A 15448-nucleotide genomic window follows, 5' to 3' on the forward strand; every position below is an offset into this window, starting at 1 on the left:
GGGCTGGGCAGGGGTGTCCGGGGCATGGATGCCGCGGCCAAGCCCCCAGGGACGGGTTTACGGCGTCCCCTGCCCAGCCCATCCGCCCGGCCAGATCCACGACCCGCATTCCGCGACCAACCCACGAGGGGCTGCGCCGTTGGCTGGAAACTACGCCAGCGCGCGAAACACCAGCGCCAGGATCGCCGGCACCGCCTGGATCATGAAAATGCGGCGGCTCACGCTGTAGGCGCCATAGCACCCTGCCACCACCACGCAGGCCAGCGAGAACGTCACCAGCACGGGCTGCCCGATCACCAGCCCCACCCCGATGCCCGCCGCCAGGAAGCCGTTGTAGAGGCCCTGGTTGGCCGCCAGCACCCGCGTGGTCTCCGCCTTCTCCGGCGTGTTGCGGAAGGTCTTCAGGCCCAGCGGGCGGGTCCACAGGAACATCTCCAGCACCAGGAAATAAACGTGCAGCAAGGCGACGAGCAACGTCAGGGTGAGTGCGATCCAGTACATGGGCAGTTCCTTGGACAGGGATGGGGATCGGGCCCCGGAAAATCAGCGGTCGCGCGGCAGTTTCTTTTCTTCGCGCAGTACACCGAACGCGGCTGCGGTCATGCACGCGGCAACCACCACGCCGCCGATGAACACCACGTGTGAACCAAACAGCGACAAGCCCTTGTGCACCCACGCAAAGCTCAGGTCCGCGCCGCGGTACACCACCGTGTCGATCGCTGCGCCGGCCTTGTAGCGCCACTGCCGGTCCACGCGCGTGTAGATGGTCTCGCGCGCCGGCTTGGCCAATGCGAACTCGCTGGCCCGGGTCATCACCTGTACCACTGCCACCATCAACGGCATGGGTGAAGCGGCAAGCACCGAGAAGCCGATCAGGATCGCAAATCCAGGGATCAACAGGGCCGGTGCGATGCCGTGGCGCGACAGCAGCCAGCGGGTCAGGCCCACCTGCATCAGCAGCGCCAGCGCGTTCACCGCCAGGTCGATGCGCGAGAAGAACGCGGTACTGGCCGCCGGGTCGGTGAACGCCGCACGCACGATCGCAGCCTGCTGGTTGTAGAGCAGCGTCCCCACGCCCACGCCGAACACCACCATGATCGCCAGCCAGCGCAGCAACGGCTCGCGCACGATCAGTTTCAGGCCATCCAGCACGCTGCCGCCCATCGGCTTCTCACCCGACACCAACTGCTGCTCCTGCTCGCGCAGCACCGCCCAGTGCCGCAGGCGCCAGATGCAGAACAAGCAGATCGCCAGGAAACCGGCTGACACCAGCATCAGGTTGGCGATGCCCACGCGCTGCACCAGCGCACTGGTGATGACCGGACCAAGGAAGGCACCGACGGTGCCCGCCGCGCCGATGTAGCCGTAATACGCCCGCGCCTGCGCGTTGGAGAACACGTCGGCCATGAAACTCCAGAACACCGCCACCGCGAACAGGTTGAAGACGGTGATCCAGAAGAAGAAGGCCATGCCGCGGCCAGGCACGCCGCTGTCGAACATCATGTAGAAGCCAAGCAGGGTCACGATGAAGAACCCGTACACCGCCGGCAGGAACACCCGTCGCGGGAAGCGGCTGACCAGCCAGCCGTACACCGGCTGCAGCACCAGCATGATCACGAACACGCAGGAGAACAGGAACTGCAGGACGAAGTCCTTCAGCGCGATGCTGTGACCGGCGAACCAGGCAATCAGCATTGGCGGGAACACCGTTTCCAGGTCCGCCGAGGCGGCCATGGCTTCACGCACCGGACGCAGCACGTAGTAGCCGCTGAGCAGGCAGAAGAAGTACAGGAACGACCACCACAGCGCCGGGGACTCGCGCAGCGCCGCCATCAGCCCCTGCAGCGGGCCCTTCTCTCGTACCGCGCTCACGCGGCGTCCCTCGCCAGATGACGGCGGTTGGACAGCGGCATGGCAGGCTCCGGGGCGGTGAAGCGCGTACGTTATCCAATGCACTGCAACATCGCCAGCAGGTGGCCGTCTGAAGGCCGCAACGCGGTGTCATGACCGGGTCCGGATGACACGTTCCGATACACGCTTTCGAGGCGTCAAAATCCCAACTTTTTCAACGAGATGCGCATTCATCTTCGCTTTGTTTGTGCACAGAGGAAAAGCGGCGCTAGAATCGCCATCAGCAGTCGCGCACGGGTCCCACCGATGAAAAAGAACAGCCTGCGTCGTCCGATCCGTTCGGCGGCCACCGGTTTGCTGGGCATGTTGATGCCTGTTGCCTTGTCCACCACCGCGCAGACCCCGCCGCCGTTGCCGCCGATGCCGGCCAACATCGAGTCCGCTGCGGCCACCGCCGTTGCCCACACCCAGCCGGCGGCCTACCGTACCGGGCTGGTGCCGCAGGTGCAGGCGCCCGCCGCAGGCTTCAACGTCGCCAATATCGAATCGATGGCGCAGCAGCTCACCTATGGCGAGCGCGTGCCGGGCATGGCCGTGGCCATCGTGCAGGGCGGCCGCATCCTCAGCGCGCGCGGCTATGGCGTCACTGACGTCAACAATCCGCTGCCGGTCGACGCCCACACCGTGTTCCGCCTGGCTTCGCTGTCCAAGGCCTTCGCCGGCACCATGGCCGGACTGCTGGTCAACGACGGCACGCTGCGCTGGGACAGCAAGGTCACCGACTACGTGCCGGGCTTCCGCCTCAACTCGCCCGAAGCCACCGACCGCCTGACCGTGGCCGATGTGCTCAGCCACCGCGTCGGCCTGCCCTACAACGCCTACGACCGCGACATCGAAGGCAACGCCGAGTACTACGCGCTGACCCAGAAGCTGGCCAACACCAGCCTGAAGTGCCTGCCGGGCGACTGCTACGCCTACCAGAACGTGGCCTTCAGCCTGATCGGCGACGTCGTCTATGCCGCCTCCGGCAGCTTCTACGAGCAGTCGGTCGAGCGCCGCATCTTCAAGCCGCTGGGCATGAACGATGCCAGCCTCGGCCTGGCCGGCATCCAGGCCAGCTCGCGCTGGGCGCGTCCGCACGTGCGCAGCCGCAACGGCTGGGTGTCGCTGACACCGAAGCCGACCTACTACCGTGTTGCCCCGGCGGCTGGCGTCAACGCCAGCGCCAGCGACATGGCGCAGTGGCTGCTGGCGCACACCGGCCATCGCCCCGATGTGCTGCCGGCACCGTTGCTGGCTACCCTGCATTCGAGCCTGATCAACACCCCCGGCGAGATGCGTTCGGGCTGGCGCCGCGAGCGCCTGCACTCGGCCGGCTACGCGCTGGGCTGGCGCACCTTCGACTACGCCGGCCACGACGTGGTGTTCCATGCCGGTGCCGTACAGGGCTACCGCGGCCTGGTCGCGCTGGTCCCCGAACGCGATCTCGGCATCGCCATCATGTGGAATGGCGAGAGCGGCCTGCCCAGCGGCCTGCTGCCGACCGTGCTCGATTCCGCGCTCGGCCTGCCGGCACAGCGCTGGCTGGATGTGGACACCGACTTCGGCAGCGACAACCTGATGGCCGAAGGCGCGAGCCCGGCGCAGCAGGACAAGCGCAAGGGCAAGGGCGCTTCGAGCAACCGCGCGGTGGCGTCGCCGCGCTGATCAGGCGGGCGCGACCGTCAGCATGAAGGGCGGCCTGCGGGCCGCCCTTTTTGTTGGCTGTTGTGGAATCGAGCCACGCTCGCCTCTACAAACGCAGCGCTAATGCGCGAAGTAGTGCATGCCGCCGTCCACCGGAATCACCGCACCGGTGATGTAACCGGCCAGCGGTGAGGCGAGGAATGCCACCAGCGGCGCCACTTCTTCCGGCTCACCGAAGCGTCCGATCGGGATGTTACTGGCGATGAACGCGCGTCGGCTTTCCTCGGTGGGATGCAGGCGGTCCAGGATCTGCGGGCTGTTGATCCGACCCGGCGCAATGGCATTCACCGTGATGCCCTGCCCGGCCACCTCCGACGACAGCCCCTTGCTCCACAGATGCAGCGCTGCCTTCGCCGCGGTGGCGGCATTCACCGAACGGGGCTCCATCGAACCGCTGAAGTTGATCACCCGCCCCCATCCCTGCGCCTGCATCGCCGGCAGCAGTGCCTGGGTCAGCCGTCGTGCGGCAGAGAAGTTCAGCGCCAATGCCTCCTCCCAGATCGTGTCGGCTGCATCGACGGTCGTTGGCCGCGAACCGCCAGCCGCGTTGACCAGGATGTCCACCCGCTGCAACGCCGCCAGCGACGCGTCAGCAATGCGTCGCACGTCCCCGGCGTCAGTGACATCGCCCAGCAGGATGATCGGCGCGGGTGCGCCCGCCGCTTCGATCCCTGCCGCCAGCGCCTGCAGCGGTGCCTGTCGCCGTGACGAGATGGCAACACGTACGCCCTGCGCGGCCAGTTGCCTGGCGACAGCGGCACCGATGCCACTGCCCGCCCCGGTGACCAGCGCTGTGCGTCCCTCAAGATTCAAGTCCATCGTGTTCTCCTTTCAGCACGGCCGGTGGATCCGGCCCCTGCAGTGCATGCTGTTTGATCACCCGTGATTGATAAACTCCGCAAAAGTTTCAGCATTCAATACCCGGAGTGTCAGATGAACCTGCTGGAAAGCATGCAGGTCTACGTGCTGATCGTGGACAAGGGCAGCCTCAGCGCTGCAGCGGCAGCACTGGCCATCTCCCCGACGATGGCCGGCAAGCACCTGCGTGCGTTGGAGGCGCGGCTGGGCATGCAGTTGCTCAGTCGTACCACCCGGCGCCAGCACATGACGCCGTTCGGGGAGGACTACTACGCCCGCTGCCGGGAGATCCTGCGGCTGGTGGAGGAAACCGATGCTCAGGCCCAGTACCAGCACCTTGCACCCGCAGGCACGCTGCGCATCAGCGCGCCAGTGATCTTCGGCACGCATGCGCTGGTACCGGCGTTGGCCGATTACATGGCGCGCTACCCCGACGTGCGTGTCGACGCGGTGCTGACCGACCGCGTGGTCGACCTCGCAGAGGAGGGTTTCGAAGCAGCCCTGCGCATCGGCACGCTGGCCGACAGCAGCGTGCTGGTGGCACGTGCATTGGCACCGTATCGCTTGATGATGTGCGCCTCGCCCGGATACCTCGCCCGGCACGGTACGCCCTCCGACCTGCTGGCGCTTGCCCGGCACCAATGCCTGTCCTTCGAACCCAGCGCGCTGGCGCAGTGGCTGCAGGCCGATGCTGGCGGGCTCGGCCATGTGCCCACAGGTCGACTGCAGATCAACAACGGCGAAGCGCTGCGTACAGCGGCGCTGCATGGGCTGGGCATCGTGCTGCAATCGGCACTGCTTCTGGCCGCGGATGTCGAGGCTGGGCGGTTGGTGCAGCTGTTTCCCGAACACGGCCACGCGGGGCGGCCGATGCACGTGGTCTACGCCCACGACCGCTACCCCTCGACCCGCCTGCGCAGCTTCATCGATTTCCTGGTGGAGCGCTTTCCACCGGCGCCGCACCGCTAGCGTCGACCGTCAGCAAGGCGGTCGAGCATGGCTCGACGCTACCAATGGCCCCATAAAAAAACCCCCTCCCCGCTGGGCAGCCAGGGAAGGGGTTTCAGGATGCGGCTATCGGGAGTACTTAGATCAGCGGCGCCGGGGTTGCCGGCAGAGCGACCGGGGCGGCCTTCTTCTTGCGGGCGGCCGGCTTGCGCTTGGCAACCTTCTTCGCTGCCTTCTTCGGGGCAGCCTTCTTGGTGGCCTTCTTCGCGGTCTTCTTCACTGCCTTCTTGGCGGTCTTCTTGACGGCCTTCTTGGCAGTCGCCTTCTTCGCGACCTTCTTGGCCGGCTTGCGGGCCGTTGCCTTCTTGGCAGTCTTCTTGGTGGCCTTCTTGGCTACCTTCTTGACGGCCTTCTTCGCGGTCTTCTTGGCAGGAGACTTCTTGGCTACCTTCTTCGCCGCCTTCTTCACTGCCTTCTTCGCAGTGGCCTTCTTGGCGACCTTCTTCGCAGCCTTCTTCACTGCCTTCTTGGCGGTCGCCTTCTTCGCGACCTTCTTCACTGCCTTCTTGGCAGCGGCCTTCTTCGCGACCTTCTTCACCGCCTTCTTGGCGGCGGGCTTTTTCTTCGCAGCTTTCTTGGTTGCCATGGGATGGCTCCTCGTCAGTGATAGGGAGTTGAAACGCCCAGGTGGATCAAACCCGCGGATGCTGCGTGCGGGGACCGCCGGCGCGTCAAGCGCGCCGTTACGGATGCGGCAATGCCCGCCTCGATCGGCGGAGCGGGCATCGGAACGGGAGGTGCCTTGCATTTCTCCGGGGGAAGCGGGGCCATGTCCACCGTCATCTGGGTCGCGGTGGTCTTGAAGGGGCTGCTTCGCATCGGACGATTGATTCTGCGCACTCGGTTTGGCAGGCAAGGTCTGCTGAGGCGAAACCTAATCACGGTTTTTTTTACTGTCAACAACCCCCGCGAAAAATTTTCACATCCGCGCCATCCGCGGTGTTGCCTGCACGGTCGCGACGCTCCGCCCTCGACGACCAACAAAGCACCACGCACGCGCGTTGCCTGCAGCAACAACAACGCAAGCGTTGAACAAAAACCACTTGAAATAGGCACTCTGCGCAGATGCATGCATGTTGGCGGCCGCTGCATGCACGCAACGCCGGCACCGGCCGGCGCCGGCACCAGCGCCAGCACAACGGCACCGCAACGGGGGGCGAAAAGTTTTCACATCCGGACGCGTCGGCGCGGGGCGGAAACGCGGATTTGCGCAAAACTGCGCACACCCCTCGGTACCGTTCGCGGGTCTGCTGATGCCGCGTCGAGGGCGCGCAGCAAACCCTGCGTCATGAGCCGACGTACTCGCCAAAACAAAAACGGCCACCCGAAGGTGGCCGTTGCAGAACCCGGAAACGACGACTCAGTGGTCGTCGTTCTCCAGGGCTTCGGCGTACGCGTCCGGGTCCAGCAGCTCGTTGACCTCTTCAGCGTTGGTCAGTTCGACCACGAACATCCAACCTTCGCCGTAGGCATCTTCGTTGATGGTTTCCGGCTTGTCGGACAGGGCCGAGTTGACCTCGACAACCTTGCCGCTGATCGGGCTGTAGACGTCCGAGGCGGCCTTCACCGACTCGACGACGGCGATCTGTTCGCCGGCCTTGGCGTCGGCGCCGACTTCCGGCAGTTCGACGTAGACCAGGTCACCCAGCAGGCCCTGGGCATGGTCGGAAATACCGACGGTGACGCGGCCATTGCCTTCGACACGGGCCCACTCATGGGACTTGAGGAACTTGAGGTCGCCGGGGATCTCGCTCATGGGACTGCTCCAGAGATATGCAGGGGTGGAAAAAACGGGGCTAGTGTAACCAACCGGCCGCCACTGCTGTCAGTGACGACCGGCATGTCCGGATCAGGCGTCGGCGAGCACGCCGGGCTGGGCCTGGCCTTCGCGCACGAACGGGAACTTGACCACGCGCACCGGCACCTGCCGGCCGCGGATGTCGACGGTGACCTCGCCGAGTTCACCGGCGGGCACGCGGGCAAAAGCGATGCCCTTGGCCAGGGTCGGCGAGAAGGTGCCGGACAGGATCTCGCCCTGGCCGCTGGCCGTGGTCACTGCCTGGCCGTGGCGCAGCACGCCCTTCTCGTCCATCACCAGGCCGATCATCTGGCGCGCGGTGCCTGCGTTCTTCTGCGCTTCCAGCACGTCGCGGCCGATGAAGTCGCGGCCTTCGTCCAGCGACACGGTCCAGGCCAGCGCCGCTTCGTACGGGCTGATCTCTTCGTCCATGTCCTGGCCATACAGGTTCATGCCGGCTTCCAGGCGCAACGTGTCGCGTGCGCCGAGACCGGCCGGCTTCACGCCCGCCGCCAGCAGGCGGTTCCAGAACGCGACCACCGCGTCCTGCGGCAGCAGGATTTCGAAGCCGTCTTCGCCGGTGTAACCGGTACGGGCGACGAACAGCTCGACGCCGTCGTCGGACTGCACCTGCAGGGCGGCGAAGCGGCCCAGCTTGGTCAGCGCCTCGCGCTCGGATTCGCGGGCCAGGCCGATCACGATCGCGCGCGCCTGCGGGCCCTGCACGGCCAGGATGGCCAGGTCCGGGCGCTGCTCGACGCTGACGCCGAACGGCGCGGCCTGCTCGCGCAGCCAGGCCAGGTCCTTTTCGCGGGTGGAGGCGTTGACCACCATGCGGAAGAAATCGTCGCCCAGGTAGTAGACGATCAGGTCGTCGATGACGCCGCCGCGCGGATTCAGCATGCACGAGTACAGCGCCTTGCCCGGCACCTTCAGCTTGTCGACCGAGTTGGCCAGCAGGCGGCGCAGGAACGGCCTGACCTGGTCACCGCGCAGGTCGACCACGGTCATGTGGCTGACGTCGAACACACCCGACTCGCGACGCACCAGGTGGTGCTCGTCCAGCTGCGAGCCGTAGTGGATGGGCATGTCCCAACCCCCGAAATCGACCATCTTGGCGCCAAGGGCGCGGTGGGTATCGTTGAGCAGCGTCTTCTGGGTCATGACCGGGTCCGGCAGCAGAGGAAACAAGAATCCCCATTATCCCAGATCGGTCGCCCGCAGGTCGCGCCGCAGCGCAGCGGGGGTGTTTGGCCGGCCTGCGGCCGGTGGGCGCCTTTTACAAGCCAGGCAACGGCAACAGCCAAAGCGTATCGGCTCTGCGAAGTCGACGGCTTGGCCGGAGCGGTATGGGCGATCGGGACACGCCGTGAACCCATCCCTGGGGGCGCTTTGCTTGCGAAGCACTGCTTCGCAAGCGCCCGAACGCGCAGCCGCCAGCGGCTGGGCCGGACCGCAGAGCGGGGTTTACGGCGTGTACCGCGAACCCAACCCGCCCGACCCAACACATGCCAGTCGACTATCAGTCGACTCTACCCGCAGCAGACTCGACCACCAGCGTGCTGCCCTGCACCGCTACCACCCGCACCATGGCACCGGCCTGCAGGTCCGGGCCGCTGACCTGCCAGTACGCGTCGTCGATGCTGACCCGGCCCTGCCCACCAACGATACCCTGCTGCAACGGCACCACCCGTCCGACCAGTTGTTCGGCGCGGCGGTTGAGCAACGGTGCATCGCTGGGTCGCGCCCTTGCCTTGCCCCAGCGCCGGTAGCACTGGATCGAGACAACGCTCAGCACGACGAAGGCAACGACCTGCCACAGCAATGGAATGCCGCTGAACACCGCAACCAGTACGAACACCGCCGCCGCGCCAATGCCGATCCACAGCATGAACGCCCCGGGCGCCAACGCCTCGGCGGCAAACAGCAGCAGCGCCAGCGCGCCCCAACCGACGACTTCCCAGCGCATGTCAGCCTCCGAGCGGCGGCGGCCGCTTGCCGGCGGCCTTGTTGTCCTGGCTGGCCAGCGCCTGCTTCGCCAGTTCGGCCACGCCGGCGATCGAACCGATCACGCCACTGGCCTCCATCGGCATCAGCACCAGCTTCTGGTTCGGCGAACTGGCCAGCTCCTTGAACGCTTCCACGTACTTCTGCGCAACAAAGTAGTTGATCGCCTGCACGTCGCCCTCGGCAATCGCCGCCGACACCACCTTGGTCGCCATCGCTTCGGCCTCGGCCAGGCGTTCGCGCGCCTCGGCATCGCGGAACGCAGCTTCGCGACGGCCTTCGGCCTCCAGCACGGTGGCCTGCTTTTCGCCATCGGCGCGCAGGATCTCCGACTGGCGGGAACCCTCTGCCTCTAGAATCTGCGCGCGCTTCTCGCGCTCGGCCTTCATCTGCCGCGCCATCGCGTCCAGCAGATCGCGTGGTGGCTGGATGTCGCGGATCTCGATGCGGTTGACCTTCACGCCCCAGGGATTGGTGGCGTGGTCGACCACGCTCAACAGCTGGGCATTGATCACCTCGCGCTGGCTGAGCGATTCATCCAGGTCCATCGAACCGATCACGGTACGGATGTTGGTCTGCACCAGGGCGATCATCGCCACTTCCAGGTTGGCCACCTCATAGGCCGCCTTGGCGGCATCCAGGACCTGGAAGAACACCACGCCGTCCACGCGCACGGCGGCGTTGTCCTTGGTGATCACTTCCTGGCTGGGTACATCCAGCACCTGCTCCATCATGTTCACCTTGCGCCCGACCCCGTACACGATCGGAATCAGGAAGTGCAGGCCGGGGGTCATGGTGTGCGTGTAGCGCCCGAAGCGCTCGACGGTCCACTCGTAGCCCTGGGGCACCATCCGTACCGCCTTGAACAGGATCACCACGGCCACGAAGGCCAGCACCACGGTAAAGAACATGGTCGGGAACATCTTGCTTTCCTTATCTATGACGTCCAGGCCCCAGCATAGCGCGTGAAGGCCGCATTCACAGCGGAGCTACCAGGGCATGCGCCCGCGCAGGATGTCGGCGAACATCACCCAGTCGCCCATGAACGAGTACAGCGGGTGCTGGAAAGTGGCCGGGCGGTTCTTCTCGAAAAAGAAATGGCCAACCCAGGCGAAGCTGTAACCGCAGAACAGGGCAGCCAGCAGCAGCACCGGCTGCCCACGCAGGATCGCTGTCGCGACCAGCAACAGTACGCCGCAGCTGCCGATGAAGTGCAGCCGGCGCGATACCGGGTGGCGATGCTCGCTGAGGTAGAACGGATAGAACTCGCGGAAGCTGGCGAAGCGGGACATGCGCGTGCTCCGGGAACCAGGGTCGTCGCCATCATGCACCATCGCTGACCTTGTGGCGCCGAGCCATGCCCGGCTTGCGCGCGCCAGCGCGGTCGGAAGGAGGCGCAGCCACGCATGGCCCGGCTCTACACCGATGAGGTGCGCGGCCCGAACATGATCACCGCCATGCCGGCCAGGCACAGCGCAGCGCCCAGCAGGTCCCAGCGGCTGGGGCGGATGCCGTCGACCAACCACAACCAGAACAGCGCGGTGCCGATGTACACGCCACCGTAGGCCGCATAGACCCGCCCACTGGCGGTCGGGTGCAGGGTCAACAGCCACGCGAACAGGGCGAGGCTGGCCGCGGCCGGCAGCAGCAACCAGACGCTGCCGCCCTTGCGCAGCCATACCCAGGGCAGGTAGCAGCCGACGATCTCGGCCAGCGCGGTCAGCAGGAACAGGCCCAGCGTCTTCACGCTTTCTCCGCCGCCTTGGCCTGCTGCCACAACGCTTCCTGCGCATCCAGGCCCATCGCAGCCAGCGCCCCACCCTGCGCGTCGGCCTGCGCTTCCATCGCGCGGAAGCGGCGTTCGAACTTGTGGTTGGCCCCGCGCAGCGCCGCACCCAGGTCGATGTCGGCATGGCGCGCCAGGTTGGCGCAGACGAACAGCAGGTCGCCCAGTTCTTCCTGCAGCCGCGCCTTGTTGCCGGCGATATCGCCGCGTTCGAACTCCTCGCGCAGTTCCTGCAGTTCCTCGGCCGCCTTGTCCAGCACCGGCAACGGGCCGGGCCAGTCGAAGCCGACCTTGGCCGCACGCGACTGCAGCTTCACCGCCCGCTGCCATTCCGGCAGCCCGCGCGAAATGCCGGCCAGCGCGGAGGTGTCCTGCTCGCCCTTGGCGGCACGCTCGGCACGCTTGATCGCATCCCAGTTGCGCGTCACGCCGTCGGCATCGTCGACGCTCACGTCGGCGAACACGTGCGGGTGACGGCGCTGCATCTTGTCGCTGATCGCGCGTGCGACCTCGGCGAAGGCAAAGGCCCCCTGCTCTTCGGCCATGCGCGCATGGAACACCACCTGCAGCAGCAGGTCGCCCAGCTCGTCACAGAGATCGTCGAGATCGCCACGGTCGATCGCATCGGCCACCTCGTAGGCTTCCTCGATGGTGTACGGCGCGATGGTTGCGAAGTTCTGCTCCAGATCCCACGGGCAGCCGCCCTGCGGGTCGCGCAGGCGCGCCATGATCGCCAGCAGGCGCTCCAGCTCGTGGGCGGCGGCGCTGCCGGTGGTGGGGGTGTCGTGCGCGCTCATGCGGCCTCCAGGGTCAGTCGGACAACCAGTCGCGCCATGGCAGGCTGGTATCACCAAGGGCAATGAAATCGCCGTTCAACAAGGTTTCGCGGCGGTTGTAGCGGAACGGCTTGCCGGTCGCGGCCGACAGCACGGCGCCGCCGGCGGCATGCAGCACGCATTGGCCGGCAGCGGTATCCCATTCGGAGGTCGGGCCCAGCCGAGGGTAGACATCCAGGCCGCCTTCGGCGATCCGGCAGAATTTCAGCGACGAGCCCTGCGCGATGGTCTCGATGCGGCCCATCCTCGCCAGCAGCGCCTCGGTTTCCGGCGAGCGGTGCGAGCGGCTGGCGGCGACGCGCAGCGGGGCGGTGGCCGGCGTGCGGGTGCGCAGCACGGTGTCGTGCAGGCCCTGCCGGCGATAGGCCAGCTCGCCACGCATGGCATGCCAGACGATGCCGGTGACCGGGGCCAACACCACGCCGAAGGCAGGTGCGCCCTGGTAGATCAGCGCGATGTTGACGCTGAACTCGCCATTGCGCTTGACGAACTCGCGGGTGCCGTCGAGCGGATCCACCAGCCAGTACGCGCCCCAGTGGCGGCGGTGCTCCCACGGCACCTGCGCCGATTCCTCCGACAGGATCGGCAGGTCCGGGGTCAGCTGGCGCAGGCCCAGTTCGATGACCTGGTTGGCGGCCAGGTCGGCGGTGGTGACCGGGCTGTCGTCGTCCTTGATCTGCACCTCGAAGCCATCGGCGTACACCTGCATGATGGCCTGTCCGGCTTCCTGGGCGATGGCGATGGCGGTCTCGCGCAGGTCCGTGGTCAGTTTGATCATCGCGTTCCCTGCAGCCACTGGCGAGCGATGAACAGCGCCGCCAGCGAGCGTCCCTCGGAGAAGTCCTCGCGCAGCATCAGCTGGTCCAGTTCGGCCAGCTTCCACGGCACCACCTCGAGTTCTTCCGGCTCGTCGCCGGCCAGCTTTTCCGGATACAGGTCGCGTGCCACCACCAGCCACGACTGGTGGCTCATGTAGGTGGGGGCCAGGGTCATCGCGCGCAGCACGTCGACCCGGCGTGCACCGTACCCGGCCTCTTCCTTCAGCTCGCGGTCGGCGGCCTGCCCGGGGGTTTCGCCGGCGTCGATCCGGCCCTTGACCAGGCCCAGTTCATAGCGATGCATGCCGGCGGCGTATTCACGCACCAGCAGCACCGTCTCGTCGTCGAGCATCGGCACCACCACCACCGCACCATGGCCACGGCTGACCAGGCGTTCGAAGCGGCGGCGTTCACCGTTGGAGAACTCCAGGTCCAGGTGCTGGCGCTGGAAGGGGCCGTTCTCCTCATCGGTGATCCGATGGATGATCGGCAAGCGCCGGCCGGCACGGTCATCGTTCATGCGGAATCTCCGCGGCGGCCGGCGCCAGCGCCGGGGCCGATAGAATGTGCAGGCAGCAACATGTTCATGAGCCCGAAATGCTAGCAGACCCAACCCCCTCCCCGCTGGCCCAGCACTGGCGGCAACGCGACCTGCAGGTGCTGTGGCACCCGTGCACGCAGATGCGTGAGCACCCGCATACCCTGCCGCTGGTGCCGATCGCCCGTGGTGAAGGCGCATGGCTGATCGATCACGACGGCAACCGCTATCTGGACGCCGTCAGCAGCTGGTGGACCAATCTGTTCGGCCATGCCGAGCCGCGCATCGGCGGCGCCATCGCGGCGCAGGCCGGGCAGCTGGAACAGGTGATGCTGGCTGGCTTCGGCCATGAGCCGGCGATCACCCTGGCCGAGCGCCTGCTGGCGCTGGCGCCACGCCAGCCCGGCCGCGAGCCGCTGGCCAAGGTGTTCTACGCCGACAACGGCTCGGCCGGCGTGGAAGTCGCGCTGAAGATGGCCTTCCAGTATTTCCAGAACCGCGGCGAGCCACGGCGCACGCGCTTCATCGCGCTGGAGAACGGCTACCATGGCGAGACCCTTGGAGCGCTGGCGATGGCGGACATTCCGCTGTACCGCCGCGTCTACGCGCCGCTGCTGGCCGAAGGCCTGTTCGCGCCCTCGCCCGATGCCTACCTGGCCGAGCCGGGCCAGAGTGCGGCTGATCGCGCACGCCAGGCCGCTGATGGCCTGGCCACCCTGTTTGACCAGCATCCCGGCGAGATCTGCGCAGTGATCCTGGAACCGCGCCTGCAGTGCGCCGGCGGCATGCGCATGCATGACCCGGTGTACCTGCAGCGGGTGCGCGAACTGTGTGATGCGCACGGCGCATTCATGATCGCCGACGAGATCGCCACCGGCTTCGGCCGCACCGGCACCCTGTTCGCCTGCGAGCAGGCCGGGGTGATGCCGGACCTGATGTGCCTGTCCAAGGGCCTGACCGGCGGCTTCCTGCCGCTTGCCGCGGTGCTGGCCACGCAGGCGCTGTACGACGTCTTCCTTGATGACTCGCGCGAGCGCGCCTTCCTGCATTCGCACAGTTACACCGGCAACCCGCTGGCCTGTGCGGCTGCGCTGGCGACGCTGGACATCTTCCGCGACGACGATGTGATCGCCCGCAACCGTGGCATCGCCTCGGTGATGGGCGCGCTGGCTGCGCCATTGAGCGACCATCCGCACGTGGCCGACGTCCGCCAGGCCGGCATGGTGGTGGCCTTCGAGCTGTCGCGGGATGGCAACAAGCGCACGCCGTTCGATCCGGCGCTGCGACTGGGCCTGCACGCCTACAAGGCTGCGCTGAAACGTGGCGTGGTGCTGCGTCCGCTGGGCGACGTGCTGTACTGGATGCCACCCTACTGCGTGGATGACGAACAACTGGAGCTGCTGGCACATACCACGCTGGCGGCGATTGACGAGGCGATTGCATGCGCGTGACCCGCTGCCCCATCGACCTGGCGCTGCACAGCGGCCAGACCGTGACCCTGCCGGAAGAGACGGCCAACCATCTGGTGCGGGTGATGCGCCTGCGCGAGGGTGATACCTGCGTGCTGTTCAACGGCGATGGCCACGACTACAGCGCCACGCTGACCGCCGCCGGCAAGCGCGAGGTGCAGGTGCGCATCGATGCGGTGCAGGCGGTGGACAACGAATCGCCGCTGGCGATCACTCTGCTGCAGGGCATTGCCCGAGGCGAGAAGATGGACCTGATCCTGCAGAAGGCCACCGAGCTGGGCGTGAGCGCCATCGTTCCGGTGAATGCCGAGCGCACCGAAGTGAAGCTGGATGCCGCGCGCGCGGAGAAGCGCGTAGCGCACTGGAACAACGTGGTGACCTCGGCCTGCGGCCAGTCCGGGCGCGCGCGCATTCCGCAGGTGGGCTCGCCGGTGTCATTGGCGCAGGCGGCGGCGACGCTGCCGGCCGATACGCTGCGGCTGACGCTGGACCCGCACGGTGCCCATCGCCTGTCGACGCTCGACGCGGCGCCGACGGGCGGCATCGTGATCGCGATCGGCCCGGAAGGCGGCTGGTCGCCGCGCGACCGGGATCAGCTGGCAGCGGCAGGATTCCAGGGCCTGCAGCTGGGGCCGCGCATCCTGCGCACGGAGACCGCCGGGCTGGCCGCGATCGCGGCATTGCAGGCGCGGTTGGGCGACCTGGGGTAAGGTTGATTGGTGGTAGTGCCGGC

At 66.9% G+C, this 15448-nt stretch carries 17 protein-coding genes; 4 read left to right on the forward strand and 13 right to left on the reverse strand.

Going from position 1 to position 15448, the window contains the following annotated elements; translation table 11 throughout:
- Positions 1-150 precede the first annotated feature (150 nt).
- Together O0K41_RS16005 and O0K41_RS16010 are read right to left on the reverse strand one after the other, a co-directional pair.
- Positions 151-501 (reverse strand): DUF1304 domain-containing protein, encoded by a 351-nt coding sequence (locus tag O0K41_RS16005; RefSeq protein ID WP_012481032.1) that lies wholly within the window; start codon positions 499-501, stop codon positions 151-153.
- Between the two features lie 42 nt (positions 502-543).
- Positions 544-1833 (reverse strand): MFS transporter, encoded by a 1290-nt coding sequence (locus O0K41_RS16010; protein ID WP_197592651.1) that lies wholly within the window; start codon positions 1831-1833, stop codon positions 544-546.
- A 324-nt stretch (positions 1834-2157) separates the two neighbouring features.
- On the opposite strand from O0K41_RS16010, the gene O0K41_RS16015 reads away from it, so the two are divergent.
- Entirely contained in the window at positions 2158-3558 is a 1401-nt protein-coding gene (locus tag O0K41_RS16015) for a serine hydrolase domain-containing protein (protein ID WP_005410697.1), read from the forward strand.
- Between the two features lie 99 nt (positions 3559-3657).
- Here the strand turns inward: O0K41_RS16015 and O0K41_RS16020 are convergent, their stop codons facing one another.
- A complete protein-coding gene (locus O0K41_RS16020) occupies positions 3658-4416 on the reverse strand; it encodes an SDR family oxidoreductase (RefSeq protein ID WP_012481034.1) in 759 nt (252 codons plus the stop codon).
- A 114-nt stretch (positions 4417-4530) separates the two neighbouring features.
- On the opposite strand from O0K41_RS16020, the gene O0K41_RS16025 reads away from it, so the two are divergent.
- The gene (locus tag O0K41_RS16025; RefSeq protein WP_005414244.1) at positions 4531-5424 is read left to right on the forward strand and encodes a LysR substrate-binding domain-containing protein; all 894 of its coding nucleotides are present in this window, start codon (positions 4531-4533) and stop codon (positions 5422-5424) included.
- Positions 5425-5542: 118 nt separating this feature from the next.
- On the opposite strand, the gene O0K41_RS16030 is transcribed toward O0K41_RS16025, so the two are convergent.
- From O0K41_RS16030 to nudE, 10 genes are all read right to left on the reverse strand, one after another.
- Positions 5543-6049 (reverse strand): hypothetical protein, encoded by a 507-nt coding sequence (locus tag O0K41_RS16030; protein ID WP_005410700.1) that lies wholly within the window; start codon positions 6047-6049, stop codon positions 5543-5545.
- Positions 6050-6823: 774 nt separating this feature from the next.
- On the reverse strand, positions 6824-7219 hold the full coding sequence (gene gcvH, locus O0K41_RS16035; protein WP_005410701.1) for a glycine cleavage system protein GcvH: 396 nt from the start codon (positions 7217-7219) through the stop codon (positions 6824-6826).
- Positions 7220-7312: 93 nt separating this feature from the next.
- Positions 7313-8425, reverse strand: coding sequence for a glycine cleavage system aminomethyltransferase GcvT (gcvT, locus tag O0K41_RS16040; protein WP_049395781.1), 1113 nt, complete (start codon positions 8423-8425; stop codon positions 7313-7315).
- A 358-nt stretch (positions 8426-8783) separates the two neighbouring features.
- Entirely contained in the window at positions 8784-9230 is a 447-nt protein-coding gene (locus O0K41_RS16045; RefSeq protein ID WP_049448751.1) for an NfeD family protein, read from the reverse strand.
- Position 9231: 1 nt separating this feature from the next.
- Positions 9232-10191 carry an SPFH domain-containing protein gene (locus O0K41_RS16050; RefSeq protein WP_005410704.1) on the reverse strand — a complete coding sequence of 320 codons (960 nt, stop codon included), beginning with the start codon at positions 10189-10191 and terminating at the stop codon, positions 9232-9234.
- A gap of 66 nt (positions 10192-10257) precedes the next feature.
- Entirely contained in the window at positions 10258-10560 is a 303-nt protein-coding gene (locus tag O0K41_RS16055; RefSeq protein ID WP_099530155.1) for a DUF962 domain-containing protein, read from the reverse strand.
- A 125-nt stretch (positions 10561-10685) separates the two neighbouring features.
- The gene (locus O0K41_RS16060) at positions 10686-11015 is read right to left on the reverse strand and encodes a YnfA family protein (RefSeq protein ID WP_088435949.1); all 330 of its coding nucleotides are present in this window, start codon (positions 11013-11015) and stop codon (positions 10686-10688) included.
- Entirely contained in the window at positions 11012-11851 is an 840-nt protein-coding gene (gene mazG / locus O0K41_RS16065; protein WP_043034493.1) for a nucleoside triphosphate pyrophosphohydrolase, read from the reverse strand. Before mazG ends, O0K41_RS16060 begins: the two co-directional genes overlap by 4 nt.
- A 13-nt stretch (positions 11852-11864) precedes the next feature.
- A complete protein-coding gene (cysQ, locus tag O0K41_RS16070) occupies positions 11865-12668 on the reverse strand; it encodes a 3'(2'),5'-bisphosphate nucleotidase CysQ (RefSeq protein WP_164223238.1) in 804 nt (267 codons plus the stop codon).
- On the reverse strand, positions 12665-13228 hold the full coding sequence (gene nudE, locus O0K41_RS16075) for an ADP compounds hydrolase NudE (RefSeq protein ID WP_033833433.1): 564 nt from the start codon (positions 13226-13228) through the stop codon (positions 12665-12667). The genes cysQ and nudE overlap by 4 nt, the downstream gene beginning before the upstream one ends.
- Before the next feature lie 77 nt (positions 13229-13305).
- On the opposite strand from nudE, the gene bioA reads away from it, so the two are divergent.
- Positions 13306-14697: an adenosylmethionine--8-amino-7-oxononanoate transaminase gene (gene bioA, locus O0K41_RS16080; protein WP_239503598.1), complete on the forward strand. Its 1392-nt coding sequence runs from the start codon at positions 13306-13308 to the stop codon at positions 14695-14697.
- Positions 14688-15425 (forward strand): 16S rRNA (uracil(1498)-N(3))-methyltransferase, encoded by a 738-nt coding sequence (locus O0K41_RS16085; protein WP_005414248.1) that lies wholly within the window; start codon positions 14688-14690, stop codon positions 15423-15425. Before bioA ends, O0K41_RS16085 begins: the two co-directional genes overlap by 10 nt.
- Positions 15426-15448: the final 23 nt, after the last annotated feature.

Origin of the sequence: Stenotrophomonas sp. Sm2128, assembly GCF_030985535.1 — a bacterium.
In the GTDB taxonomy this organism is placed as follows: domain Bacteria; phylum Pseudomonadota; class Gammaproteobacteria; order Xanthomonadales; family Xanthomonadaceae; genus Stenotrophomonas; species Stenotrophomonas maltophilia.

Bases quoted from the DNA above. Each gene is read 5' to 3' on its own strand.
- O0K41_RS16020 (WP_012481034.1), bottom strand. From the start codon at position 4,416: ATGGACTTGAATCTTGAGGGACGCACAGCGCTGGTCACCGGGGCGGGC.
- mazG (WP_043034493.1), bottom strand. From the start codon at position 11,851: ATGAGCGCGCACGACACCCCCACCACCGGCAGCGCCGCCGCCCACGAG.
- O0K41_RS16015 (WP_005410697.1), top strand. From the start codon at position 2,158: ATGAAAAAGAACAGCCTGCGTCGTCCGATCCGTTCGGCGGCCACCGGT.
- O0K41_RS16010 (WP_197592651.1), bottom strand. From the start codon at position 1,833: ATGGCGGCGCTGCGCGAGTCCCCGGCGCTGTGGTGGTCGTTCCTGTAC.
- nudE (WP_033833433.1), bottom strand. From the start codon at position 13,228: ATGAACGATGACCGTGCCGGCCGGCGCTTGCCGATCATCCATCGGATC.
- O0K41_RS16050 (WP_005410704.1), bottom strand. From the start codon at position 10,191: ATGTTCCCGACCATGTTCTTTACCGTGGTGCTGGCCTTCGTGGCCGTG.
- O0K41_RS16085 (WP_005414248.1), top strand. From the start codon at position 14,688: ATGCGCGTGACCCGCTGCCCCATCGACCTGGCGCTGCACAGCGGCCAG.
- bioA (WP_239503598.1), top strand. From the start codon at position 13,306: ATGCTAGCAGACCCAACCCCCTCCCCGCTGGCCCAGCACTGGCGGCAA.
- O0K41_RS16045 (WP_049448751.1), bottom strand. From the start codon at position 9,230: ATGCGCTGGGAAGTCGTCGGTTGGGGCGCGCTGGCGCTGCTGCTGTTT.
- O0K41_RS16030 (WP_005410700.1), bottom strand. From the start codon at position 6,049: ATGGCAACCAAGAAAGCTGCGAAGAAAAAGCCCGCCGCCAAGAAGGCG.
- gcvH (WP_005410701.1), bottom strand. From the start codon at position 7,219: ATGAGCGAGATCCCCGGCGACCTCAAGTTCCTCAAGTCCCATGAGTGG.
- O0K41_RS16005 (WP_012481032.1), bottom strand. From the start codon at position 501: ATGTACTGGATCGCACTCACCCTGACGTTGCTCGTCGCCTTGCTGCAC.
- O0K41_RS16055 (WP_099530155.1), bottom strand. From the start codon at position 10,560: ATGTCCCGCTTCGCCAGCTTCCGCGAGTTCTATCCGTTCTACCTCAGC.
- O0K41_RS16025 (WP_005414244.1), top strand. From the start codon at position 4,531: ATGAACCTGCTGGAAAGCATGCAGGTCTACGTGCTGATCGTGGACAAG.
- gcvT (WP_049395781.1), bottom strand. From the start codon at position 8,425: ATGACCCAGAAGACGCTGCTCAACGATACCCACCGCGCCCTTGGCGCC.
- cysQ (WP_164223238.1), bottom strand. From the start codon at position 12,668: ATGATCAAACTGACCACGGACCTGCGCGAGACCGCCATCGCCATCGCC.